The sequence below is a fragment of the Nostoc sp. KVJ20 genome, assembly GCF_001712795.1.
GTDB lineage: Bacteria > Cyanobacteriota > Cyanobacteriia > Cyanobacteriales > Nostocaceae > Nostoc.
Genome location: NZ_KV757554.1, coordinates 1 through 25,119, shown reverse-complemented (window position 1 = coordinate 25,119; position 25,119 = coordinate 1). Strand labels below are relative to the sequence as shown.

Annotated in this window: 18 protein-coding genes, 1 pseudogene and 1 riboswitch; of the genes and pseudogenes, 8 read left to right on the top strand and 11 right to left on the bottom strand. The window is 43.2% G+C overall.

Annotated features, from left to right (window positions below; genetic code table 11):
• Positions 1-221: 221 nt before the first annotated feature.
• Complete coding sequence (locus A4S05_RS03860) at positions 222-1,664, bottom strand: ABC transporter substrate-binding protein (protein ID WP_069068503.1); 1,443 nt, start codon at positions 1,662-1,664, stop codon at positions 222-224.
• A 152-nt stretch (positions 1,665-1,816) separates the two neighbouring features.
• On the bottom strand, positions 1,817-2,668 hold the full coding sequence (gene ntrB / locus A4S05_RS03855) for a nitrate ABC transporter permease (RefSeq protein WP_176726903.1): 852 nt from the start codon (positions 2,666-2,668) through the stop codon (positions 1,817-1,819).
• Positions 2,669-2,765: 97 nt separating this feature from the next.
• Positions 2,766-2,992, bottom strand: a riboswitch (cyclic di-AMP (ydaO/yuaA leader).
• A gap of 440 nt (positions 2,993-3,432) precedes the next feature.
• Between ntrB and A4S05_RS03850 the strand changes: the two genes are divergently transcribed.
• The gene (locus A4S05_RS03850) at positions 3,433-4,623 is read left to right on the top strand and encodes a sensor histidine kinase (protein ID WP_069068502.1); all 1,191 of its coding nucleotides are present in this window, start codon (positions 3,433-3,435) and stop codon (positions 4,621-4,623) included.
• Between the two features lie 305 nt (positions 4,624-4,928).
• Here A4S05_RS03850 and A4S05_RS03845 read toward each other — a convergent pair whose 3' ends face one another.
• Positions 4,929-6,242, bottom strand: coding sequence for an aminopeptidase P N-terminal domain-containing protein (locus A4S05_RS03845; protein WP_069068501.1), 1,314 nt, complete (start codon positions 6,240-6,242; stop codon positions 4,929-4,931).
• Positions 6,243-6,998: 756 nt separating this feature from the next.
• Between A4S05_RS03845 and A4S05_RS03840 the strand changes: the two genes are divergently transcribed.
• Positions 6,999-8,240, top strand: a complete 1,242-nt coding sequence (locus A4S05_RS03840) for an FG-GAP repeat domain-containing protein (protein WP_069068500.1) — start codon at positions 6,999-7,001, stop codon at positions 8,238-8,240.
• 100 nt (positions 8,241-8,340) lie between these two features.
• Here the strand turns inward: A4S05_RS03840 and A4S05_RS03835 are convergent, their stop codons facing one another.
• The 6 genes from A4S05_RS03835 to prfB form a co-directional block, all read right to left on the bottom strand.
• Complete coding sequence (locus A4S05_RS03835; RefSeq protein WP_069068499.1) at positions 8,341-9,108, bottom strand: MBL fold metallo-hydrolase; 768 nt, start codon at positions 9,106-9,108, stop codon at positions 8,341-8,343.
• 3 nt (positions 9,109-9,111) lie between these two features.
• A complete protein-coding gene (locus tag A4S05_RS03830; RefSeq protein WP_069068498.1) occupies positions 9,112-9,711 on the bottom strand; it encodes an anthranilate synthase component II in 600 nt (199 codons plus the stop codon).
• 349 nt (positions 9,712-10,060) lie between these two features.
• On the bottom strand, positions 10,061-10,516 hold the full coding sequence (locus A4S05_RS03825; protein WP_069068497.1) for a diacylglycerol kinase family protein: 456 nt from the start codon (positions 10,514-10,516) through the stop codon (positions 10,061-10,063).
• A gap of 153 nt (positions 10,517-10,669) precedes the next feature.
• A complete protein-coding gene (ybeY, locus tag A4S05_RS03820) occupies positions 10,670-11,197 on the bottom strand; it encodes an rRNA maturation RNase YbeY (RefSeq protein ID WP_069068516.1) in 528 nt (175 codons plus the stop codon).
• Between the two features lie 39 nt (positions 11,198-11,236).
• The gene (locus A4S05_RS38510; protein WP_084226969.1) at positions 11,237-11,392 is read right to left on the bottom strand and encodes a DUF3285 domain-containing protein; all 156 of its coding nucleotides are present in this window, start codon (positions 11,390-11,392) and stop codon (positions 11,237-11,239) included.
• A 191-nt stretch (positions 11,393-11,583) separates the two neighbouring features.
• Positions 11,584-12,706, bottom strand: a protein-coding gene (prfB, locus tag A4S05_RS03815; protein WP_141699638.1) for a peptide chain release factor 2 whose coding sequence is annotated in 2 segments (ribosomal slippage) — positions 11,584-12,633 and positions 12,635-12,706 — 1,122 coding nt in all. Because the reading frame shifts where the segments join, the coding sequence is not laid out codon by codon here.
• 549 nt (positions 12,707-13,255) lie between these two features.
• On the opposite strand from prfB, the gene A4S05_RS03810 reads away from it, so the two are divergent.
• Positions 13,256-13,519, top strand: a complete 264-nt coding sequence (locus A4S05_RS03810; RefSeq protein ID WP_069068495.1) for a hypothetical protein — start codon at positions 13,256-13,258, stop codon at positions 13,517-13,519.
• Between the two features lie 77 nt (positions 13,520-13,596).
• On the opposite strand, the gene ggt is transcribed toward A4S05_RS03810, so the two are convergent.
• Complete coding sequence (gene ggt, locus A4S05_RS03805) at positions 13,597-15,375, bottom strand: gamma-glutamyltransferase (RefSeq protein ID WP_069068515.1); 1,779 nt, start codon at positions 15,373-15,375, stop codon at positions 13,597-13,599.
• A gap of 606 nt (positions 15,376-15,981) precedes the next feature.
• Here ggt and A4S05_RS44080 point away from each other — a divergent pair.
• Together A4S05_RS44080 and A4S05_RS03790 are read left to right on the top strand one after the other, a co-directional pair.
• Entirely contained in the window at positions 15,982-19,029 is a 3,048-nt protein-coding gene (locus A4S05_RS44080; RefSeq protein WP_141699637.1) for a beta strand repeat-containing protein, read from the top strand.
• Positions 19,030-19,513: 484 nt separating this feature from the next.
• Complete coding sequence (locus tag A4S05_RS03790; RefSeq protein WP_069068493.1) at positions 19,514-20,374, top strand: Tab2/Atab2 family RNA-binding protein; 861 nt, start codon at positions 19,514-19,516, stop codon at positions 20,372-20,374.
• Here the strand turns inward: A4S05_RS03790 and A4S05_RS42535 are convergent.
• Positions 20,364-20,633, bottom strand: a complete 270-nt coding sequence (locus A4S05_RS42535) for a hypothetical protein (RefSeq protein WP_218107928.1) — start codon at positions 20,631-20,633, stop codon at positions 20,364-20,366. The genes A4S05_RS03790 and A4S05_RS42535 overlap by 11 nt on opposite strands.
• A 166-nt stretch (positions 20,634-20,799) precedes the next feature.
• On the opposite strand from A4S05_RS42535, the gene A4S05_RS03785 reads away from it, so the two are divergent.
• The 3 genes and pseudogenes from A4S05_RS03785 to A4S05_RS42955 all read left to right on the top strand — a co-directional run.
• A complete protein-coding gene (locus A4S05_RS03785) occupies positions 20,800-22,113 on the top strand; it encodes a TldD/PmbA family protein (RefSeq protein ID WP_069068492.1) in 1,314 nt (437 codons plus the stop codon).
• Between the two features lie 169 nt (positions 22,114-22,282).
• Positions 22,283-24,520, top strand: a pseudogene (locus tag A4S05_RS03780) (chloride channel protein); the annotation flags it as partial.
• A 2-nt stretch (positions 24,521-24,522) separates the two neighbouring features.
• Positions 24,523-24,952, top strand: a 430-nt coding sequence (locus tag A4S05_RS42955) for a universal stress protein (RefSeq protein ID WP_256090812.1), incomplete at its 5' end; no start/stop codon positions are given.
• Between the last annotated feature and the right edge of the window lie 167 nt (positions 24,953-25,119).

Genomic DNA, 25,119 nt, shown 5'->3' with positions numbered 1-25,119 from the left:
AGCGGTGTTGTGCAAATAAAAATCAAACTGCTTGTGGTAGACGGGCGGCTGCCTGTTGACGTTTTGTAAGACCATCATCAGATTTAGTTCCGAATTTCTAGTAATAGGAATGCCTAACGTGGCAAGAGCGGATGAAACGGAAAACCCAAAAGACGAATAAGACCGTCGTTGCTGTAGTTGAAATTGGAAGCTCCTTTTTCAGCGAAGCAAAAAGGGGTACTTCACGACATGAAAAAGTTAGTGGGAGCGTTAGCCCTGATAGCAAAACTATTCAGATAACCCACCGGATCGCTGGGATCGAAGCCTTTCTTATCTATAAATACTTCTGGTGGTTCGACCTTGTAATCATCCTTGGGACACTGAATGCCCATTTCTGATGCTATCTCCCGATATAAATCTGTTCTCCAGCCATCTTCGGCTAATTTCTGGGCATTTTTGGGGAATTCCTTAATTTGTCCCCACCGGGCTGCTTGTGTCATTAACCAGATACTTCTCGATCTCCATAAGAATGTCGAGTGTTCTCCTGGCTGTTTGGGAAGGTTGTCAGGAATATCGAAGAAAATCGTGGTGTCATCGGCTTGGATGGTGCGGTCTTTGCCGTCAAAGCCGCCGTAATTATAGTTGCCCAGAATTCCGGGACTTGTAAATTTGGCAATTGGAGCATCTTGATTTTTGGGTTTAGCACCTGTAAAGGAACGGTCTGTAAGTAGTTCGGCTACTTCTTGGCGATTTTCTACTTTGCTGCAATACTGACAGGCTTCAATCATCGCCTTGACTAGAGAACGATAGGTTTTGGGATATTTTTCGATGAAAGATTGCATCACTCCTAAAAGTCGATCTGGGTGTCCTAACCAGACTTCTTTTCCTTGTGCGAAGGTAAAGCCGATGTTTTCATTACCTGTTATTGCTCGTGTATTCCAGGGTTCTGCAACCATGTAAGCTTGCATGGCACCAATCCTCACGTTTGTTACCATTTGAGGGGGCGGAACGATGATGATCCGAAATTCTTTGAGAGGATCAACACCTGCGGCGGCGGATACGTAGCGGACAAAGTATTCATAAATGGCAGAACTTAATACTACCGCCCAGACTTTGTTTTCTGACGACTGCTTCTCAAAATAGCCTCGGAAATCGCGCCCAAAGGCTTCCAAAGCGCCATCGCCATATTGTTCTTGATATTCGTACCACGGACGCAGCCCAAAATCCCACATGGCTTTGTTCATTGTCATGGCGTTACCATGACGATGAATGGTCATGGCTGCACACAAGGAGGCTTGGCGTGCGCCTTCAGCACCAATTCTGGCGTTGGTGACAGCACCGGATACTACGGGTGAAGCATCCAGGCGACCAAAAATTAAACCGTCGCGGGAATTAGCCCAACTAGCTTCGCGGTTGAGTGTAACGTTCAAACCATATTTGCGGAAGAAACCTTTTTTCCAGGCGATCGCAAATGGCGCACAATCATTAACGGGAACGTAACCAATGGTAAGGTCAGATTTTTCTAGGTCTTGGGATCTAACTACTGGTTGTACAGCTAAGGCTTCTTCAGTTAGTCCTTTGGCTGATCTATCTCCTGAAATTCCACAGGAAGATAGCGCTATTCCGGTTGTGGTTGCTCCGATTCCTTTAATAAAATCTCGTCGAGTCCAGTTATTATCACCCATTTTTGTAGCTCCACTGGTGGATCAATTTTGGATTTTAGATTTTGGATTTTAGATTTGTTTGATTAGACACTGCGCGAACAGATATTATTAAATTTTGGATTTTCAATTCTTCAATCCAAAATCTAAAATTTAAAATCTAAAATTCCCTTTAGTTAGTTGGCAGTTCTAGGGCGATGGGTTACTAATTCTTGGATTTTGCCCAGGGCGTAATCTAGGATTAACCCAGTTAAGCCAATTATCAACACAGCTAAAAAGACTGAACTCAGGTTTAAACGACTCCATTCATCCCAGACAAAAAAGCCGATACCAACACCACCTGTAAGCATTTCCACGGCAACAATTACTAGCCAAGCTATGCCTAAACTAATTCGTAAACCTGTAAAAACATACGGCAAACTTGCAGGCCAAATGATTTTTGTAATTCGTCGCCAACGTGGCATTTCTAGCACTCGTGCCACATCTAAATAATCTTTGGGAACGCTAGAAACTCCTAATGCGGTATTAATAATTGTTGGCCATAAGGAGGTAATAAAGATGACAAAAATGGCGGAAGGATCTGCTAAGTTGAAAATTGCTAAGGCGATAGGCAGCCAAGCTAGGGGCGATACGGGTTTAAAAATTTGAATTATCGGATTAAGTGCTAGCATTGCCGGTCTGGACATTCCAATTAGAAACCCCAAAGGAATCGCTACTACCGCACCTAACAAAAAGCCTATTAATACCCGACGCAGACTTGCTATTAACAACCAACCAATTCCTAAGTTGCCTGGGCCTCTTTGGTAGAAGGGATTTAAGATGTAGTCTAAATTAGCGATTAGCGCTTCTGGTGGAGTGGGCATCAATTGATGGTTGGCAAGTGCAATAATCCACCACAGCACAATTATTCCCAAGAAGCCCAATACTGGTAAAAAGAAGACATCTCTAAAAATGACAGGTTTTGTCTTTCTCCAAACAGCTTGCCCAGCGATCGCCGCGATCGCTGCTAAATTGAGTTGAAATATCATTGACGACCTCAACAGAATTAAGTGCAGGTACAAAAAGTCTGAGCAGTACCAGCCTTGGACACTGATGAGATCGGGACATTATAAAAATGCCGTCTCTTCAGTCTCCTCTCAATGCCTACGAAGTTAGCTGACGGGCTAGGGCTGAGAGATGCCCTTCTTAAGAGAGTTATGAGTTATGAGTTATGAGTTATGAGTTATTAAATTTTATTTAATTCCTAACTCCTCACTCTCAACTCCTCACTTTCTATAAGATTCGCCCCACAATTTGGTTCCTCCGCTCCAACGTCACGCACTATGATGCGTTGGATTAGGCTGACTTACTCGAATAGATACTAAATTATGCACATTATAACATCTATATGTAGAGCATAACATTAATGCTTTAGTAACTACATCTGTTTTATGGTAAATGTTGTTTATTTTAATACTGAAGTCAAGTACCTACATTGGCTTTTCGGTAATCAAGAAAATCTCTAATTTTGGTTGTATTGTGACTGAAATCCTTACACAGTAAGCTAAATATTTTAATTAAGTCAAGTATCAAGCTTGTTGACTGCAAGAGTTTTATTGTTTGCTTTTAGGATATATATTATACCGCATAATTTTTATTTACGGTTAGTTAATCTAACCAACGAAAGAATTTGCAAAATCTATTTCTATTGATAGGTGGAACATATCAATTTTTTTGGTAGATCGCCATTTCAGTCGCTAAACTATTTGGATATGGAAGTTTACTCATCTATCTCCTAGCTGAATTTAACATAATGGATTTTAGTCAAATACTGGCTGAAAAAACGGATATCATCCTGAAGCAATGGATTGCAGCAGTTCGCAAGGATAGACGCATTGAAAGTGCTGATGAACTATCTTATACAGCAGTAAAGGATCACATCCCTGATCTTTTGAAAGCAATGGTGACAGTTCTTTCAAAATCTCAGGATAATGATATTCGGTCAATGGTTACTGCCAGTTTTCAGCATGGAGCGATTCGAGCCGAACAAGGCTTTGATCCAGCAGAAATTGCCAGAGAATATCATCTGCTGCGAACAGTAATATTTGATGCTATACAAGCAGATTTATTGAAGGGAACCCCATCAGAGATAATTCGTTCCATGCGTTTGATTGATGTGATTGTAGATGAAGCGATCGCTCAATGTTTCAAGAGTTATGTTGAGCAACGCTTGCGAGAATTACACCGGTTGCAAGCATCACTAACGCTCCATAATCAGGAACTCACGCGGTTAATTAGCGCCAATCAAGAGTATCTTTCCCAATTAGCCCACGAATTGAAACATCCCCTCACTTCCATTATTGGCTACTCGGATCTATTTTTACGCCAACAACGACGCAAGACTGAGATAAAAGACAACTTTACCAATTTAGAACATATTGAGCGGGTACTACGCAATGGTAGACAGTTACTTCATCTGATTAATGATGTATTAGAACTTTCGCGCTATGAAGCGGGACAGATAAAACTCCAATTAGCGCCTACCGATGTGCGTGAATTAATTGGTAATGTGTGTGAAATGTTAGAACCTTTAGCTGCGGGAAAAAATTTACAAATTGTGGTGGATTGCGATCGCGCTCCCGAAAAGGTAATGGCAGATTCTTTCCAACTGCAACAGATTATCACAAATCTTATTAGTAATGCGATTCGTTATACAGAGTCGGGGACTGTGATTATAATGTGTCAGGTGTTGGAGAATCAGAGATGGGCGATCGCCGTTTCTGATACAGGAATTGGCATTGCACCAGAAAACCAAGACCAAATATTTGAACCCTATTTTCGTGTAAGTGCTAGCGATCGCCCCTATCTTCCCGATAGTACAGGGTTGGGGTTAGCAATAGTATCGCGGTTGGTAAAACTATTGCAAGGCCAAATTAACCTAGCCTCGCAGGTAGGCGTTGGTTCTACTTTCACCGTCATTTTTCCCTTGAAAATGGAATTTTAAAAGTATTGGGCAATTGTAAATCGCGACTACATTAGCATTGTCCACCTCCGTGGACTAATACAAAATCAAGGGTTTTAAACCCACGGAGGTGGGTTTTGTCTGTATAGCCGCGATTTCCAATCACCAGGGCTTTACAAACCAATACTGTTCGGTTAAGACAAAAGACGCGATTTATCGCGTCTTTGTGATGATTCGGCGGGTTTAAGTCCTGTTGCTTTAAACCAAGCCGCAAGGATATAAGTCTTGTTCTAAATCCCCGTTACAAAACTGTACTTCCGACTTCCGACTTCCGACTTCCGACTTCTTTAATATCTTTCGATTTCATCTACCGCTTTGGGAACTCCCGCAGTTAACACTTCATGTCCAGCAGGTGTAACTAATACATCATCCTCAATACGAATACCAATACCAACCCATCGAGGATCTGTCTCTGGTTGGTCTTCTGCTAGTTTCGTATCTGGCACAATATATAGTCCTGGTTCCACTGTCAAAATTTGACCTGGTTGTAAAATCTGCGGTTTATCTTCACCGTGCTGGTAAACACCCACATCATGGACATCCAAACCTAACCAATGACTGGTGCGGTGCATATAATATGGCTTATATTTTTCTTCTTCAATTAACTTGTCAATTTCACCTTTGAGAATGCCAAGTTCAACTAAACCTTCTGTGAGGACGCGCACTGCTGTATCGTGAACTAAGTTGAAAGGATTACCTGGTTGCACTTGAGCGATCGCTTGTTTTTGTGCTTCTAAAACAATTTCATACAGGGTTTTTTGTTCTGGCGTAAATTTGCCACCTACGGGAAATGTCCGCGTAATATCGGAGTTGTAATAACCGTAGGCACAACCGGCATCAATTAGTAGTAATTCTCCATCCTGCATTTGACGATTATTTTCAATGTAGTGGAGTACGCAAGCATTCGCGCCGGAAGCCACAATGGAAGGGTAAGCTGGCCCTAACCCACCCCGCACGCGAAAGATGCGTTCCATCTCCGCTTGTATTTCATACTCATAACGTCCGGGTGCGGCAATTTCTTGGGCATAATTGTGTGCTTCGGTAGCGATCGCAGCTGCTTGACGCATCAATTCTAACTCTGCTTCGCTTTTGATCAATCTCATGCTGTTGAGGACAGGACCAGTATCTTCAATAGCGATCGGCCCAGTGCCGCGCTTCGGATAAGTCCGCAGTAAACTTTGGTAATGTCTCAGGATTTGATCATTGAAGGTGCGATCGCGTCCTAAGTGATAATAAATGCGGCTGGCTTTTTCTAAATACTGCGGTAACTTTTCATCTAACTCGCTAATGGGGTAAGCTTCATCAGCACCATACATTTCCTTGGCTGCATCTACCCCACAAAGATAACCAGTCCATACTTCCTTTTCCCGATCCTTCGGTTGGACGAACAGTACAAACCGATGTTCTGAATGATGCGGCGCTAACACTGCTACTGCCTGTGGTTCATTAAAACCAGTCAAGTAGAAGAAATCACTGTCTTGGCGATAAACATACTCGACATCGTTGTGCATTACTGCCATTGGCGCACTGCGAAAAATGGCTGTACCATCACCAATTTTTGCCATTAATTGCTCGCGACGCTGCCGATATTCTGCTTGCATAGCTGATGTATGTATTAAAGTATTGTGTTATTTTACACTTTTGGCAACCAGAGTATGCACAGATCATGCCTCTGAATAGTTGCTAATCTAAGTTATTCTAACCAATATTTGTTTCGATTCAAGTCATAAATCATTGGATAATAAACAATTATCTCGAAACACTTAAATCCCCGACTTCTTAAAGAAGTCGGGGATCTTGTTGTTATCTTATATAAATTCTGACATTTCATAAATCTAACAACACACAGTATAAAAGCTATAGGAATCCGCTTTGATTTCTGAACGAATTTGCGTAGACAGGCAATAGGCAACAGGCAACAGGAAAGAAGGCTTATTAGTTGTACTGAGTTTTTTCACCAAATCAAATATGAGTCCTATATGTCTCCTCAACCCATAATAAAAAAGCGATAGCTTCTATTTAAATTAAGTCTGTTTAATTAAACATAAAATAAATTTCTGTTTCGTAGGTAGATTTTTGATACAACCTTGAAATTTCAAAGAAAAGAGATAAAATAGTCATCATTTATCAGCAATCATATATAAGTTACAAAAAATATTTCGTAATTGCTTATATAGAACTTGAAATTTTTAGAATAATAGTTTAAAACAAACAAATATTTATCTTCAAAGAGTGACATTAATAAATAAAAAATAGTTCTAAAGAAATATTGAAACCCTAGTAAATGTTATTTCGTTACAGAAAGAGAGTGCCAAAGAAAGTTAAAAGAATATAACAACCAATAATAAAAATACACCATGCCTGACAATTCAAATTCCTCACCCTTAGGTTTGAATACATCTCGATTGTTATCAGATTCTTTTGCAAAATCAGAAATCTTGACAACTTCTCTTAAGAGTTTAAATTATGATTTGGGGTTTGGAAATAAGAGTTCTTCACTAGCACTAGAAAGTCAAGCGGTGACTGCGCCTATTAAAACGTCAGCAAATCCCAATCCTAATCCTTACTTAACTAGTGCGGCGATTACTCCTGACTTTAACGGTGATGGTAAAACAGACAAAGTTTGGGTTAATGCTTCAACTGGTGAGATTATCATTCGGTTGATGGATGGCACAACAGTTGTCGAACAGGGTTCTTTGGGTCAATTTGACCTATCGGCCTATGATTACAAAATTGCTGACTTCAATGCTGATGGCAAAACCGACTTCTTATTACGCAATAAGACAACCGGTGAAAATAGCGTTGTCCTGATGGATGGCACCAGAGTTGGTAGTGCGGCTGTTCTAAGTAGCGTTGATCCAGCCTGGAGTCCTCAGATTGGAGATTTCAACGGCGATCGCAAAACTGATATCTTCTGGCATAATGCCACAACTGGCGAGAACGCTATTTGGGAGATGGATGGCACCACCGTTCTGAATGCAACTGTTCTAGACCCTACAGACACAGCACTAACTCCTACCATTGTTGATTTCGACGGCAATGGCAAGAGTGATATCTTCTGGCGCAATACCACAACAGGCGATAACACCGCTTGGTTTATGGATGGTACGCAAAAGACTGAATTTGCTCTGCAATCACAAGATGCCGCTTGGACTGCTAACCTTGGTGATTTCAACGGTGACTTTAAGACAGACATTCTGTGGAGAAACGCTCAAACAGGTGAGAACAAGGTTTGGACGATGAATGGCATCTTAGTCACAGAAGGTGCTTTGGCTACACTTGACTCATCCTGGACTTCTAAAATTGGTGATTTCAACGGTGATGGCAAGACCGATATCTTCTGGCACAATGGAACCACAGGTGCAAACACCGCTTGGTTGATGGATGGCACAACAGTTGCAACTGAAGCTTTCTTGCCAGCTAATAACGCGGCCTTAGTACCATCTCTTGGTGATTTCAACGGCGATGGCAAGACTGATATCTACTGGCGCGACCAGACAGCAGGTACAGACAACATTTGGACTATAAATGAGACAACAGCCGTTGAGACTCCCATCAGCGAAGCAGATAAGCTTGGCCCAGAGTGGTATACATTCTAAAATCAGAATTCAGCATTCAGAATTCTGAATTCAGGAGGTAGGAGGTAGAAGTCATTATTCTCCCCCCTGCTTCCCCTGGTTCTTTCTCAGTCCATTTTATTCAAAATTTGTAACTCAAAACTTGAATTTCCCCATTTTCCGGCAATTTACCAGGGCTAATGGAAATACTATCTCCATTGCTACGCCGCACTGGCATACCTTGCATCAAGGTCAGGAAATCATCCACTGGTGAAATATCGCACTTAGCAGCATCAGCAGCCTGTGTCCGGTAATGGGTCGGAATGACTAACTTGGGATTTAACACTTGAACAGCCTGCTTTGCTTCCTCAGCATTGTAGGCTTTTGCACTGCCTCCCACTGGAATAAATGCTACATCGGGACGCCCCATCAGGATTTTTTGCTCAATGGAAATGGGTGCAGCGGCTCCGCCTAAGTGTAGGATATTAATTCCGCCTTGCTTCCAACTCCAAGCGGTATTTGAGCCAAACTGTTTACCACCTTTGCGATCGTGGTCTATGGCAATTCCTTGGAACTTAATGCCTTTAAACTCATAAACTCCTGATTCGTAAATGAGTTTTGCATTTCCCGGTAGTACGTCCACAGCACCTTCATCCAGCAGTTGACTGCTAATCAACACTAAATCTGCTGCCACTTTTGGTAGACGATACCCAGCAGTACAGCCGACCGCCCGAAATGGATTGACGAGAACTTTCGCACCGCCACCAGTAAAAAGAAAGCAAGTATGACCCAACCACTGAACTGATAAACCGCTAGATTGTGCGTCAGCTTGAGATTCAGAACCCAAGGTAGTAACTAAAGCTGTGACCAACCCCGCCCCAGCATAGCCCATCAACTGTCGTCGTTTCATTAATTATGCTCTTGACTGTAACTGTTCCAAAAAATTTCGCAATAACTGTTTTCCTGAAGATGTCAGGACACTCTCTGGGTGAAATTGGACGCCCTGAATGTGAGGATAGTTCCGGTGTCGCACTCCCATAATGGTGTTATCTTCAACCCAAGCGGTGATTTCTAACACATCTGGGCAAGTCTCACGTTCGATTACCAAACTATGATACCTGGTGGCGGTTAGAGGATTTTCTAATCCCCGGAAAACTCCCACCCCAGTGTGAGACACCTGAGAGGTTTTGCCATGCATCAATTCTGGAGCCGGAATTATTTTACCACCGAATACTTGACCGATGCTTTGATGTCCCAAACAGACACCTAAAATTGGTAACTCTTGTCCTAGTTGTTCAATCAATTGTAAAGAAATGCCAGCATCTTCCGGGCGACCAGGCCCAGGAGAAATAACCACGGCTTCCGGCTTTAAGGCTTGAATCTCATCTATGGATATCTTGTCGTTACGAAAAACTTTAATCTCATCTGCAACTGGGAATTCTGCTGCCAATTCTCCCAGATATTGCACTAAGTTATATGTAAAACTGTCATAATTATCGATAACTATAATCAAAGCTCATCACTCCTGGTTTTTAACACTCATTCAGTTGCAAACAGCATAGACAAATATCTCATGCTATTTGTTCGGTAGGTGTAAAAATAACGCTGACGTGGACAGGTATATATAAAGCAGCTACTTTACGACAAGCCACTTCGTAAATTTTGAATTGCTTATAATGTGTTCTGCAAAGAAAATCGGACAGAGTATAATCCTCTTACCGAGTTACTTGGCGATGCCTGCGGTTTTTGCTAGCACAGCACGGCGTAAATAAACCACCCATTCCCAATCAACAAAACCCTTATACTGTATTCATTTTTAATTTTTAATTCCGCCTTGCGGTACTAGCCTCCGCAAATCACTTCTACAAAGCCGATATAATTAACGTTACCAGAGGAGGGAGCAATAGCGTACCAGCTACCAGCACCGCTACTAAAGCAGAGACAAGGACTGCACCGGCTGCACAATCTTTAGCAATTTTTGCCAGATCATGGTATGTCTGCTTAACGGTTAAGTCCACAAGGGACTCGATCGCTGTATTTAGTAACTCTAATGCCAAAACTAAACCACTAGTTATACCAATTACCGCTATTTCCACAGCTTGCAGATGTAAAAAAACGCTTAAAGCGATCGCTAAAGCACAAACACTTACATGGATGCGAAAATTACGTTGAGTTTGAAAACTATAGCTGATTCCAGCCCAAGCATATTTAAAACTAACAAATAAATTAGAGGCTACTTTCCAAGAGAATTCTCGTTCGTTAGACACAAGTGTTTGTAACGAGGTAGGCGTTGGTGGTGGAGAAATTTTTTGGGACATAGACTTAAAAATACAAAGATAGAGTTGCTACAGTGGGAATATTTGCCAATCTTAATGGCAGAATTAACTTTGAGGCAATCTTTAGGGAATTTTCCACAGAAGTATTATAAAAGTATTACCAAAAATTGACACTAACGGATACACAAGCTACTGCTATTCAATGTCAATAGTAATACCTACTGCGTTCAGCAATCTCACTTGCTGTTCTAACATTCGCTCCAAACTTTCTTCATCAGGATGATCCCAGCCTAACAAGTGCAATAAACCGTGAGCAGCTAACCAGGCTAGCTCAGTTGATAAGCTATGTTCTTGTTGTTGAGCTTGGCGTTGTGCCGTATCTACAGACACAATAATATCACCTAGATATAATGGCACAGAGGTTAGCATTTCTTCGCTTTGAGGAAAATCCACTTCCAAAGCAGCAAAGGCTAAAACATCGGTAGGCTTATTTTGTTGACGATACTGAGAATTGAGTTCTTGAATTTGCGAGTCATCTGTCAAACGCAACCCAATTTCATAACTTGGCGCTGACGGAATCTGAGGGTGAAGTATTTCTAACCAGTCATTAAACCAGTTTTCCCAAGTTTCAGGAGGAATTCGGGCATAAGTGTCCCCAATCTTTACGGATGTTGTCGGGAACAACTCGTAAAAATACTCTTCTACATATAGTTCAACTCTCAGGGGCACACAGTCTCCTAGTCTGAGGTTTACGGTTTGTCGTTAGTGAGTTAGGTAAGCAAGACCAACAAGGAGAGCTAAAAGCCCTACAGCAGTCAACGCAAAATGCTTCAGGGAAGTTGCACCCTTCCGCACCATGTTTCGCATGGCGAGTTTTACGTAGCTAGGTTGAGGTTCTGATGAAGGAGAGTTGCTCATAGTTATTTGTCTACAGACTCTTTTATAACTGTAACAGTTGGTCTGGGCTAGAATAGCGATCGCCTGTATATTGCTGAGAAATTTATCTAAGATGCCATGCGATCGCGCCAATCTGAAAATACGAAAAAATAAATAATAAGTAGTAAGTAATGTTAAAAACAATTTACTTACTACTTGTAAATAACTCTCAATTATGCAGGAGTGTTTTCTACTAGTTTATTTTCTTGGCGCAGATAAGCTTGGATGAATGTATCAAGTTCACCATTCATAATATCGCCAATTGCTGTTGTTTCCGTGTTTGTACGCAAGTCTTTCACCATTTGGTAAGGGTGAAATACATAGTTACGGATTTGATTTCCCCAGGAGGCTTCCACCATATCGCCACGAATTTCGGCAATTTCTTGGGCACGTTGCTCTTTGGCGATGACCAACAGCTTTGCTTTGAGGCGATTTAGGGCTTTTTCTTTATTTTGCAGCTGCGATCGTTCTTCTGTACAGCGCACCGCAAGACCCGTGGGAAGGTGAACAATCCGCACCGCAGTTTCTACTTTGTTGACGTTTTGGCCACCTTTACCACCAGACCGAGTTGTGGTGATTTCCAAATCCTTATCTGGAATATCCAATTGCACAGAGTTATCAATCTGCGGCATTACTTCCACCCCGGCAAAACTGGTTTGGCGCTTGCCGTTAGCATTAAAAGGTGAAATTCGCACTAAGCGATGTGTACCCATTTCCGATCGCAAGTAACCATAAGCATAGCGACCAGTAATTTCTAGGGTTGCCGATTTAATTCCGGCTTCATCACCCTCCGACTCTTCCGCTAAAGTTACCTTATAACCGTGAGCTTCGCCCCAACGGGTGTACATCCGCATCAGCATAAATGCCCAGTCTTGAGCATCTGTGCCACCAGCGCCAGCACTAATGGTCAGTACAGCACCTTCAGCATCATAGGGGCCAGAAAGTAATTGTTGTAACTCCCACTGGTCAAGGTCACGATTCAGTTTAGTGATGGTAGATTCTGCTTCTTGGAGTAGTGCCTCATCGGTTTCTAACTCCAATAACTCAACAACTGCCTTAGTATCTTCTAAATTGGCGTGCCAGCGATCGTATTGTTCGAGGTGGGCTTTCAGGTCGTTGAGTTCTTGTAGAGTCTGTTGGGCTTGGGTTTGGTCATTCCAAAATTCTGGTTGAGCAGATATTTTTTCGAGGTCTTGAATTTTGGCTGTCAGTGCAGGTACGTCAAAGATAGTCCTGGGTTTTACCCAGGCGGCCAGACAACGTTTCGATTTCGCGTTTGAGTTCTAAGACTTCCATTGTGCTTGTTGAATGATAGATAGAGCGCTTTGGATTGTGAAATTGCTCTTTATTCTACTTGTATTTATTAATTTTAGCTGTAGTTGGCCAAATTCTCTCTGCACTATTTCTAGTCAACAAAATTTTATCGAAAATTGGTGGGAATCCCATCATTAGGTCATTGGTCATTGGTCATCGGTCATTGGTCATTGGTCATTGGTCATTAGTCATTTCCAAAATCTCTGATTAATATAATCAGAAAAACAAATGGTCTGATTGCGAACCTCAGTCAAAATAGTAGTTATTGTTACACCCAATCACAAAAAACGCGGATAACATTAGAAAAATCTCACCCCATAAAGAAGGTGAGCGAAAACTGTTTATCTTTGTGTCCTACTAACAGCTGTCCTCTAGGCATAAATTGTTAAGTAATTATCCTAATAATGGATAGAACTTAATTACACTTTGTCTAAAGTATTAGGCAAAAAAGTACTCCACAAGGGTGAGGTATTGCTTGACAAAATTCTGTCATTATGCGTTAGTTATTAGCTAAAAGCAAAGGAGTTTGCAATGCATCGACAAATGTGCTGGTTATCTAAGTCTGGTGGCGACGGAGAGAAAATTTTGTATTTGCAAACAGAACCCAATCAGCCTTGGCGTCCCTACACATCTGTTGGACATTTTGCAGTCCCAGATTATCAAATACCAGGTGGTTCTAAAGGTTGGGCAACTTATCAAAAACTTCTGAAAGCCGGTTGGACACTAGTACCTAGCGCACGGGCAAACGAGTTTGGCAACAGCAGCTATGCAGAGTCAACAATTCAAAATCAATAGTCATTGGTCATTTGTCATTTGTCAATAAGTCATTAGTTATTCTGCGGGTGGCTGTGTCTCCCCAATTACTGAATCGCTTACCAACCTCTTGGGGAACCTTCACCGCGAGGATCGGCGGCCCCTTCTAGAGTTCCATCGGGTGTAACTGCGATCGCGTTACCATTACCCCAGGGAGCAGTTTCCTTTATTTTGTGTCCCCGATGGCGTAAGTCTTGCACAGTCAAAGCATCTAAGCCCCAAGATTCGACGCGCAACTCATCTGGTAGCCATTGATGATGTATGCGTGGAACAGAAACAGCCGCACCAACATCCATGTTGTATTCCAGCACATTTAAAATCACTTGCAAAACCTGGGTGATAATCGTGCTACCACCAGGCGCACCCACTGCCATCCGGAAATGACCATTTTCTGTGACAATTGTGGGTGTCATGCTAGATAGAGGAGTTTTGCGGGGCGCAATGCTATTGGCATCGTTGCCAACCAAACCAAAGGCATTAGGTACTCCTGGCGCAGCAGCAAAATCATCCATCTCATTGTTGAGCACAATTCCAGTTCCCGGTGTCACTACACCAGCACCAAAACTGAGATTAATCGTGAAAGTCAAACTCACGGCGTTGCGTTCTTCATCCACAACACTAAGATGGCTGGTTTCAGGAGATTCATACCGAGGACAAGTAGATGAGGGAAGACGCAGACATTTAGAATTTAAATCTACTGGCTTGATCTCGGTCGAGGGTCTAGCCAGTTGCATATTAATTTCTTGACGGCGTTTTTTGGCGTAAGCTGGACTAAGCAGTTCTTGTACAGGGACTTTGACAAAATCAGGATCGCCTAAATATTGTGAGCGATCGCTGTAAGCAATCTTCATTGCCTCTACCATTAAATGTATAGCGTCGGGATGATGCCATCCTAAAGATTTAAAATCGGTATCACCGATAATATTTAAAATCTGCAATAGATGAACGCCTCCCGATGAAGGTGGTGGCATTGAGCAAATTTTAGCTTGGCGAAAATTTCCACAAACGGGAGTGCGCCAGATTGGTTTGTAGGCTTTGAGGTCTTCTAGAGTAATTAAACCACCATTTTTTACCATATCAGAAGCGATCGCACGAGCAATACTTCCGGTGTAAAAACTTTGGGGATTTTGGGCAATTGCTGTTAAAGTGCGTGCTAAATCACGCTGTACTAGCTTCTCCCCTGGTTTGTAAAATTCGCCATTGCGAGTGAAAATTTCCCGCAGGGCTGGATTGTTAAGAAGTGCTGGCTGGCTGGATTGGTTTGTTTGCAGATAACGCCAAGTTGCTACATCGCCCAGAATGAAGCCATCTTTAGCAAGTGCGATCGCAGGTTTCATCACCTCTTGCCAAGAAAGCTTACCATAGCGACGATGCACTTCATAAAGTCCCGACACCGTTCCTGGTGTCGCCACTGCTAAATAACCTTTAAGACTGGCATTGGGACGCACCTTTCCTTCTGCGTCAAGATACATATTTCTTGTAGCTTTCAGGGGTGCGCGTTCACGGAAATCTAACGCTTTGATGTCGCCAGTTTTTTCAGAGTGCATCAGCAAAAATCCGCCGCCACCGATTCCGGCTGAAAAAGGCTCAACTACAGAAATTGCAAAGGTTGTGGCTACAGCTGCATCCACTGCATTACCACCTTTGCGTAACATCGAAATTCCCGCTTCACTCGCTAGGGGATGGGCTGAAACTACCATTCCCTTTTTGCTGCGTAGGGGTAAAGTTAAAGCAGCCGAGGCGACTTGGCTATAAACAAAGAGTGTGAAAGAAAAGACTGCGATGGCTACGTGCGTCGCAGGCATCGCAACTCGCTTGGCTTTAGTAACAGTAAGCATTTTTATACCATTTTTCATAAAAACTTATACATATATAGGATCTGAGTGTACTTAATTTATCAGATTTTGATTACCATTGTTTGCGTAGCTTGCCGCCGTAAGCATCACTCTCCTACTCTTCCTTGAACAGTTACAAATATGAAGAGTATGCAAAGATTTTTTGAAAAGATAGACATCTAAGTAAATATCGAATATTTACTTAGATGTCAGGTTATTTTGATGTTTTCTATTTTCCAGATAGAAATTCAAGAGCGATGCCTACAGCGGCAAGCTACGCTGACAACGAATGTATAAAGATTTCCTGTTTTATGCTGTCTCAAGTATTCCGTGTTTTGAAACTAGTAAGACTTATGCATTGACAAATCAACTAAATTTTGTACAGAGCTTAAGACTTAGATAGTTCTCAACACTGGGATAAGTAATGTTTGGAAGCGAATTAAAGGGGAAATATTTAATGAACAATTTGCGAGTCTATCTATCTAAAGAATGAATATTGTATGCCGAAAGCTTTAAACTTTTGGCAAATTACTTGTGCCGTAAAACAGCATAAACTCGATTATTGACAACTGAAGTTACTCCAAAAATCTATTCAATCAGGAAAAATTTATGCCAATTATCATTGGAACCAGCGGTAACGACACACTAAAGGGTGCTTTTGAACACAACGGTTACACTGACACCCTAACTGGTGGCGGTGGCAACGATATATTTTTTGACGGCGGCTCAAACTACATTAATAAGATCACCGATTTCGGTGGAGTAGGCAAAGGAACAAACCCCACAGCAGCAGTCATTGCCGAAGTGGATACCCTAAGTTTCCAGCGCTATAGTGGTTTTACTGCTCAAAACTTGCTCCTCGCCCAGAATGGTACAAGTTTGGAAATCGGCTTTCAAGGATTTGGTAGTTACAAATTCATCCTGGAAAACTTTGCTCTGGAAAACCTGGATAACCTCACTAAATCTGCTGGAGCCACTGTAGATTTAGGCAATATTCTGTTTTATGGGCAAACTACCATTACCGACAGCTTTGATGTCTTCGATGCCAACTCCACTCAAAGCACTGTCTTTAAAAAAAACACAGTCACCTTCCTAAACGACCTATCCAACAATGTTAGTGGCTTTGACAATTCAAATGATGTCATCAATGGTCAAGGGGGTGATGACATTCTTGAAGGCTTAAGTGGCAATGACATTTTGAGGGGTGGCGCGGGCAATAATACCCTCAACGGTGGTGTTGGTGACGATACTTTGTATGCTGACTCCCCCTCAAGCAATAATCTGTTTAATGGGGGCGATGGCAATGATTTTCTCTCCACCTCTGGCAGCGACGAATACAACGCCTACATACCAGGCTACGACGATCGCTCTTTAGGCAACAATACCCTCAACGGTGGTGCTGGTGATGATACTTTAAATGCTAGTGGTTCATTAGGCGATAACCTCTTAGATGGGGGCGATGGCAATGATTCTCTCTCTATCTCTGGGATTGTAAGGAGTGAGCAGTACACATCGTCTGACTCTGGCTCAGATGGCGATAACACCCTCAACGGCGGTAATGGTGATGATATCTTGAGTGCTAGTGGATCATCAGGCGATAACCTGCTTTTTGGAGGCGATGGCAATGATTTTCTAGACATCTCTGGCTTTTTGTCTATATATCAAGACTCCTACTTCAACTCTATCTCCTCAGGCAATAACCTCCTAGATGGAGGCGATGGCAATGATACTCTAACAGCCTCTGGTGCCACTGGTAACAACACCCTCAGTGGTGGTAATGGCGATGATAGCCTCAGTGGTGGTAATGGCAATGATAGCCTCACAGGCGGCGGTGGTAAGGATAAATTTGTTTACGACGGCTCATACAACGACAATGGTAGATACAGCGACACCATTAATAATGGCACTACTACGATCGCCGATTTTGATGGAGTAGGTAAAGGAACAAACCCCACAGCAGCAGTTACAGCCGAAGTGGACACTCTAATATTCCAGAACGATAGTAGCTTCACTGCCGACAATTTACTTCTCACCCAGAATGGCACAAGTTTGGAAATTAGCTTTCAAGGGTATGGTGATACCAGATTCATCCTGGAAAACTTTGCTCTGGAAAACCTAGAAAACCTTACCAAATCTACTGGAGCCACTGTAGATTTGGGCAATATTCTGTTTTATGGGCAAACTGCCATCACCGACAGCTTTGATGTCTTCGATGCCAACTCCACCCAAAGCACTGTCTTTAAAAAAAACACAGTCACCTTCCTAAACGACCTAGACAACAATGTTAGTGGCTTTGACAATTCAAATGATGTCATCAATGGTCAAGGGGGTGATGACATTCTTGAAGGCTTAAGTGGCAATGACATTTTGAGGGGTGGCGATGGCAATAATATTCTCAACGGTGGCGATGGCAATGATACTCTCAATGGTGGCACTGGCAATAACACCCTTAATGGTGGCAATGGCAATGATTCCTTAAATTTTGACTCCCTATCTACGTTAGTCACTCAAACAGTAGACGGGGGAGCAGGTAACGACATCTTGTCTTTCAGTTATAGCAGTGCTACCACGGGAATTACTTCGACTTTCAATCCTGCTACTAACATTACAGTAATTTCTTCGACGGCAGACACAACAGTGTTTAGCTATAAGAATATCGAACAATTAAATATCACAGGTACAGACTACGATGATTATCTTGTGGGAAGCAATGGTAATGATACGCTCCGCCCAGGCAATGGTAACGATACAGTAGATGGTGGCGCTGGTGACGATTTCTTGAATATTAGTCTTTCGACAGGGGATCACCTCCTCAATGGAGGCAATGGCAATGATTCTTTACAGGCTTTTAGTTACATTTACGACGAATTCGGAAATTACGTTCAGGGTAGCATATCTGGCGATAACACCCTCAACGGTGGTGCTGGTGATGATATCTTGAATGTTTACGGTTCAACAGGCGATAATTTATTAGATGGGGACGATGGTAATGATTTACTCTCTGCTGTTAACACCTCTGGTGAGAACACCCTCAAAGGTGGTGTTGGTAACGATACATTGGGTATTTCCGGTTCAACAGGCAATAATCTATTAGATGGGGGCGATGGTAATGATTCCCTGATAGCCTCTGGTGCTTCAGGTAATAACACCCTTAAAGGTGGTGTTGGTAACGATACATTGGATGGTAGCTTTTCAGCAGGCAATAATCTATTAGATGGGGGCGATGGTAATGATTCCCTGATAGCCTCTAGTAGCTCAGGTAATAACACCCTTAAAGGTGGTAATGGTGATGATACCCTCAGAGGTAACTATGGTAATGATAGTCTCTATGGGGAAGGTGGCACTGATACCTTTGTTTTCGATACCTTCTTCAATGAAGGAGGTTTTAATCTGATACGTGACTTCGATGCCACTAATGAACTAATTCAGGTGTCGGCTGCTGGTTTTGGTGGCGGTTTATCAGCAGGTGTACTTAAGACAAGTCAGTTTACACTTGGAGAATCTGCAACCACTAGCAGCCAGCGATTTATTTATAACTCCACTACAGGTGCATTGTTCTTTGACCAAGATGGTAATGCAGGCGCATTTACTCAGGTACAATTTGCAGAATTATCTACTGGGTTGTCACTAACGAACAACAATTTTGTGGTTGTTTAACTAATTCGGCGGAATTCCCCTTCCTGCTGCGCTGAGGAAGGGGATGGATAGCCGGACGATGACGAAAACATCTCCGACCTATATCAACCGCCAGGTTGATTAGGGAGTGGGATGGTTAAGGAATCGTCAGTTTTTGGACTTGCCAACCTATAAAATCCTCCTTGACCCGGATTTCTCACTCATGGTGTGGGAGGTTTGTTGCTTTTTTCTATCTCCCCACACTCTCCACACTCCTTGATTTTTCACTTGTGAGCAATCCATGCTTGAGCGATCGCCTGATAAAAAATAAGATTGATGGTGAAGAGTTAAAATTTCAAACATCCATCTCAGAACTCCCTTCATCCACCTCAAAGACTCATTTATCTCAATTCCCAATGCCCCATGCCCCATGTCAAATGCCCCATGTCCAATGTCCAATGCTGCCCCAAGACTCGTATGATCAACATATCAGGAAAACATAACAGCCAGATTTTTACCGCAAAACATGGGCAGTATTTGGGAAATCGATTTTTACTCTCGTCCGATTTTGGACGCTAATCAGAAAAAAGTTTGGGAAGTCTTAGTCTGCGAAAGCCCCTTAGATATCGACACAAAACCAGATTCTTTGTTTCGCTATGCTCAATATTGTCCCAGTACCCAGGTAAATTCGGGCTGGTTGCGGACAGCATTGCAGGAGGCTATTGACCAAGCTGGAAAAGCACCAATTAAAATCCGCTTTTTCCGCCGCCAAATGAACAATATGATTACTAAAGCCTGTCAAGACTTGAGCATTCCCGCCCAACCTAGCCGCCGTACTTTGGTTCTCAACCAATGGTTAGAACAGCGGATGGAGGAAGTGTATCCTCAAGAGGCAGGGTATCAAGGGGGGACTAATCCCTCAGTCCGCTTGGAAAAACCTTTGCCGCAACGTTTACCAGATGCTTTGGAAGGACAGCAGTGGGTATTTGTTACCTTAGATGCTGCGGATTTTGCTGAGATGCCAGAGTGGGAAATTGGTTTTGGTGAAGCTTTTCCTTTAGAGTTGGCGAAAGTTTCACCAGAAGCTCGGATTCCTGGTATTTTGATTTTCTCACCGAGAGCGTTGCCCTTAGCTGGCTGGATGTCTGGTTTGGAGTTGGCTTTTTTGAGATTTGACACCAGCGAAGAGGCAAGATTGCTTTTAGAAACCGGTGTAACTGAAAGCTGGATTGTGGCAAATATTAAGAAGCCTCAAATCTTAGCAGAAGCTAAAGGTTTTGAAGAAGCCAAGCAAAAAGCTAACGGAGTGCATTTTATCGGTGTGCAGTCTGATCCTAAAGCAGAATCTTTTGCTGGTTTTTGGCTGTTGCAAGAGGTTAATCTTTGAAAGTGGGGAGTGGGGAGTGGGGAATGGGGATTGGGGAATGGGGAATGGGGAATGGGGAATGGGGAATGGGGAATGGGGCATGGGGACAAGGAGAATAACCATGCCCAATGACCAATGACCAATGACCAATGACCAATGACCAATGACCAATGACCAATGACAAATGACCAATGACAAATGACAAATGACAAATGACAAATGACAAATGACCAGATCCGTTGAGACATGGCAATGATTTGGGATAATTAACTGCGTCCATCAGTGTTGATCTGCGGTTTTAAATCGTAACTATCGAAATACGCTGATGATTTTTGGATAGTTATCTGCGTTCATCAGCAGAAAGTCTGATCGTCGGCTTTTGACGATCGCACTTTTCTTGAGAAAGCGTTGATATGCGGTTCAAAATCCACAATTCACTAAGGGTCATGGGTTCTGAAAATTTGTCACAAGATACACTAGCAGAACAGCTGCTGGAACTAGCTATAAAATCTGGAGCAGAAGCAGCTGAGGTGTATCAGTCGCGATCGCTTTCTCGTCCAGTGTTTTTTGAGGCAAACCGGCTCAAACAGCTAGAAACCAGTCAATCTGAAGGCACAGCACTAAGGCTTTGGCGAAACGGGCAACCAGGACTCACGGTGGCTTACGGTTCTGTCACAGCCGAAGTAATGGTGGAAAAAGCTCTGGCACTCAGTCAACTCAATCAACCAGAAACAGTAGAATTAGGCTCTAACTCTCAGCCCTCCTACCCAGATATAGGGGAAAGTGTGCCCATAGAGGTTTTGGTAGATTGGGGCAAGGAAGCGATCGCACTCATCCGTGATGCCTATCCCGATGTTGTATGCAATGGTGACTGGGAATGTGATATTGAAACCACTAGACTAGTCAACACTAAAGGTTTAGATTGTCACTATACGGATACTACCCTCAGCTGCTACATATCAGCAGAATGGGTACGCGGCGATGATTTTTTAAGTGTTTCTGATGGTCAAACTAAGCGGGGAGAACTCCACCCGGAAAGATTAGCTAACCAAATTTTACAACGGTTAATTTGGGCCAGAGAAAATGTTTCACCTCCTACTGGCCGTGTCCCGATTTTATTCACTTCTAAAGCCGCCGATATGCTTTGGGGTACTGTACAAGCAGCGTTGAATGGCAAGCGAGTCTTAGAAGTGGCTTCCCCTTGGGCAGAACGTTTGGGTAAGGAAGTAGTTGCACCCAGTCTTACCCTCTACCAAGATCCAGAAGCGGGCCCTTATAGTTGCCCCTTTGATGATGAAGGCACTCCAACTAAATCTTTAGTATTTATCCAAAACGGGATTTTACAGCATTTTTATGGCGATCGCACCACCGGACGCCAATTGGGAACTGACACCACTGGAAATGGTTTTCGCCCTGGCTTGGGCAGCTATCCCACCCCTGGTTTATTTAATTTTCTCATCCAGCCAGGTTCGGCATCACTACCAGACTTAATTGAACAACTAGATGATGGCTTGATTGTGGATCAAATGTTGGGTGGTGGCGGCAGTATTTCTGGAGATTTTTCAATCAATGTTGATTTAGGCTACCGCGTCCAAAATGGTCAGGTAATTGGGCGTGTTAAGGATACGATGGTAGCAGGTAATGTCTACACAGCCCTCAAACAATTGGTTACACTGGGCAATGATGCTGATTGGAATGGTTCTTGTTATACTCCGTCTCTGATAGTAGAAGGGCTATCCACCACGGGGAGAAGTAATTAATTCGTAATGACGCTCCTACGTCGCTAACGCTACGCTAACGTAATTCGTAATTCGTAATTGAGGATAGTGCTGTGTAGCAACAAGTTACATTTTCCAATGACTTTTAAAACATCCTCTGAGATTCCGGTAACAGCAATCCAAAATCCAAAATCTAAAATCCAAAATTGGTATGAATCAGCGCTTTCGCACCTGGTGGCAGCCTAGAAAGGGTTTAGCGATCGCCGAAGCTTGTATTATCGGTTTGGTTGCTGCCCTATCTGCGGTGTTCCTGAAAGTGGGTTCGGGATGGCTGGGAACATGGCGAGTCCATACTACCCACCTTTTCCCGGTATGGCTGGCACTACCAGCAATTGGTCTGATCCTGGGGTTTGTGGCTGGATGGTTGGTGGATAGGTTGGCACCAGAAGCCGCTGGTAGCGGTATCCCGCAAGTGAAAGCAACTCTTGCCAATGTACCGATGTCATTATCTTGGCGGGTGGCAGGTGTAAAGTTACTCAGTGCTATTATCGCCATCGGTTCCGGTATGACGCTGGGACGCCAAGGCCCCACTGTCCAAGTTGGGGCTAGTTTAGCAGCAGGGATGAGTCGTTGGGTTCCCACTTCCCCAGATCATCGACGGCAAATGATTGCAGCAGGTGCGGGTGCTGGTTTGGCGGCTGCTTTCAATGCCCCGATCGCAGGTGTATTATTTATCGTTGAAGAGTTACTCCAGGATTTATCAGGGCTGACTCTGGGAACTGCCATTATCGCATCCTTTATTGGTGGGGTAATATCCCGACTTTTAGGTGGTGGCTCTCTTGACCTTAACCTGCAATTGACGCAATCTTCCAGCCAATTTTCTATACCCGAAATTCCCTTTTTTGTGCTATTGGGTATTTTGGCAGGGTTGTTTGGTGCATTGTTTAATCGCGGCTTAATATTTAGTATTAAATTTTATAGAAGATTACATATCAGCTTACCGCTGCGGGTGGCTTTAGCTGGATTTATCTCTGGTATTATTGTGGCCATACTCCCGGCGTCATTCCGTGATAATACCGGATTACGAGAGTCTTTAATTACTGGAGGGGCACATCCTAGCGTAGCAGCGATCGCTTTTGCTGCCCAGTTCATCCTCACACTGATAGCATTTGGTTCAGGCGCACCAGGGGGATTATTCGCTCCCAGTCTGATTTTGGGTTCTTGTTTGGGACATATTATCGGTGTATTTGAGTTATATGTTACTGGATCTGGTTCTCCTACTACTTACGCCTTAGCGGGTATGGGTGGATTTTTTAGTGCCGTTTCCAAGGTTCCAATCACAGCAATTGTGATTGTGTTTGAAATGACTACAGATTTCAATCTGGTGTTACCTTTGATGATTGTTTCTGTAGCAGCTTATTTGGTTGCGGATAAGGTTGTGCCTGGTTCGCTTTATGAGAAACTTTTGGAGTTAAAGGGCATCACTTTAACTAAAGAAGTACCGATGGAGGGAGCATTAACCAAGTTAACCGCAAAAGATGTGATGCAAGAACGGGTGGAAACTCTAGATGCAGAGATGAGTTTGGAAGAAGCAATGCAAGCTTTTGCCCGTTCCCATCATCGCGGTTTTCCTGTGGTAGAAGATAGCAAGTTAGTGGGGATTGTGACGCAATCAGATTTGCTAAAAACACGCGAGAGTACAAATCACACACTTCGCGATCGCAACCTAGCCGATGTTTTTTTAAAAGAAATTATGACATCTGTCCCAGTGACAGTAACACCAATCCACACCTTGGGGAATGTACTGTATTTACTCGATCGCTATCAAATCAGTCGCTTACCAGTGGTGGATGGACGGAAACTGATTGGGATTATTACCCGTGCAGATATTATTCGGGCAGAAGCAGATCATCTCAATTGTGACAACAGGACTCCTGGATTGCGACCAGAACCTTCATACATAGTTTACCAAACGCGCTCGCCCAGCATCGGCAGAGGTAGATTATTAGTGCCCGTAGCTAATCCCGAAACAGCAGGTATTTTGTTACTTATGGCAGCAGCTATTGCCCGCGATCGCCATTATGAAATAGATTGCGTGCAAGTGATGCTGATACCCCGCCACAGTTCCCCATCGGAAACACAGGTAAGAACGGCAAAAAGTCGCCGCTTGCTACGACAGGCAGAAGTCTTAGCAAAAAAATGGAAAATTCCCCTGCACACGCAGATTCGAGTTACCCACGACGTGGCGCAGGCAATTTTGGAAACAATTAACGAACAACATATCGACCTAATTTTAATGGGATGGAAAGGTAACACATCTACCCCAGGTCGGATTTTTGGCACAGTCGTAGACACCGTAATTCGCCAAGCCACCTGCGAAGTAGTCTTAGTAAAATTGGGCAAAACTCCCCACTCCCCACTCCCCACTCCCCACTCCCCATTCCCAGTCNNCAATCCCCAATCCCCAATCCCCCACTCCTTCAACCGCTGGCTAGTCCCAATGGCTGGTGGCCCCAATTCCCCTCTGGCGATTAAATTGTTACCGGCTTTAATTACATTGGGAAATGATCCGCAAATTCGCCTGACACAGGTGTTTAAGCCATCGGAACTCAAGCCAGATATGTCAGTTTTAGAACAAGCCATCCGCCATTTGATGCGGCGGCGAAAATTGTCCAGTACTGTAGTTGCGCTCCCAGTCCAAGCTGATTCCGTTGCGGAAGGTGTAATTAACCTAGTGAAAACCGAAGGTTATGATGTTGTAGTTTTGGGAGCTTCGCGCGAGGGATTGTTGCAGCAGGCGATTCAAGGTAATATTCCCGAAGCGATCGCCTCTGGTGTAGAAAGTACAGTGATTTTGGTTAGGGGTGCAATTAATACTTAAAAAAAGCGGCGTTGCTCAATCAAGGGATGATTCTTGTGGGGTGGGCCGAAAAGCCACTGGTGTCTACTTTTGCCAAAAATAGCGTACTGATTGGGTGTTGTTCACCCGCCAGGGATTGTAAATCCCTGACTAATTGCTCAAGTCTACTGAAGTAGACTGAAAATTTT

What these genes read in the sequence shown, in the direction of transcription:
- A4S05_RS03860 (WP_069068503.1), bottom strand. Translation starts at nt 1,664, where the DNA reads ATGGGTGATAATAACTGGACTCGACGAGATTTTATTAAAGGAATCGGA.
- ntrB (WP_176726903.1), bottom strand. Translation starts at nt 2,668, where the DNA reads ATGATATTTCAACTCAATTTAGCAGCGATCGCGGCGATCGCTGGGCAA.
- A4S05_RS03850 (WP_069068502.1), top strand. Translation starts at nt 3,433, where the DNA reads ATGGATTTTAGTCAAATACTGGCTGAAAAAACGGATATCATCCTGAAG.
- A4S05_RS03845 (WP_069068501.1), bottom strand. Translation starts at nt 6,242, where the DNA reads ATGCAAGCAGAATATCGGCAGCGTCGCGAGCAATTAATGGCAAAAATT.
- A4S05_RS03840 (WP_069068500.1), top strand. Translation starts at nt 6,999, where the DNA reads ATGCCTGACAATTCAAATTCCTCACCCTTAGGTTTGAATACATCTCGA.
- A4S05_RS03835 (WP_069068499.1), bottom strand. Translation starts at nt 9,108, where the DNA reads ATGAAACGACGACAGTTGATGGGCTATGCTGGGGCGGGGTTGGTCACA.
- A4S05_RS03825 (WP_069068497.1), bottom strand. Translation starts at nt 10,516, where the DNA reads ATGTCCCAAAAAATTTCTCCACCACCAACGCCTACCTCGTTACAAACA.
- A4S05_RS38510 (WP_084226969.1), bottom strand. Translation starts at nt 11,392, where the DNA reads ATGAGCAACTCTCCTTCATCAGAACCTCAACCTAGCTACGTAAAACTC.
- A4S05_RS03810 (WP_069068495.1), top strand. Translation starts at nt 13,256, where the DNA reads ATGCATCGACAAATGTGCTGGTTATCTAAGTCTGGTGGCGACGGAGAG.
- ggt (WP_069068515.1), bottom strand. Translation starts at nt 15,375, where the DNA reads ATGCTTACTGTTACTAAAGCCAAGCGAGTTGCGATGCCTGCGACGCAC.
- A4S05_RS44080 (WP_141699637.1), top strand. Translation starts at nt 15,982, where the DNA reads ATGCCAATTATCATTGGAACCAGCGGTAACGACACACTAAAGGGTGCT.
- A4S05_RS03790 (WP_069068493.1), top strand. Translation starts at nt 19,514, where the DNA reads ATGGGCAGTATTTGGGAAATCGATTTTTACTCTCGTCCGATTTTGGAC.
- A4S05_RS42535 (WP_218107928.1), bottom strand. Translation starts at nt 20,633, where the DNA reads ATGGACGCAGTTAATTATCCCAAATCATTGCCATGTCTCAACGGATCT.
- A4S05_RS03785 (WP_069068492.1), top strand. Translation starts at nt 20,800, where the DNA reads ATGGGTTCTGAAAATTTGTCACAAGATACACTAGCAGAACAGCTGCTG.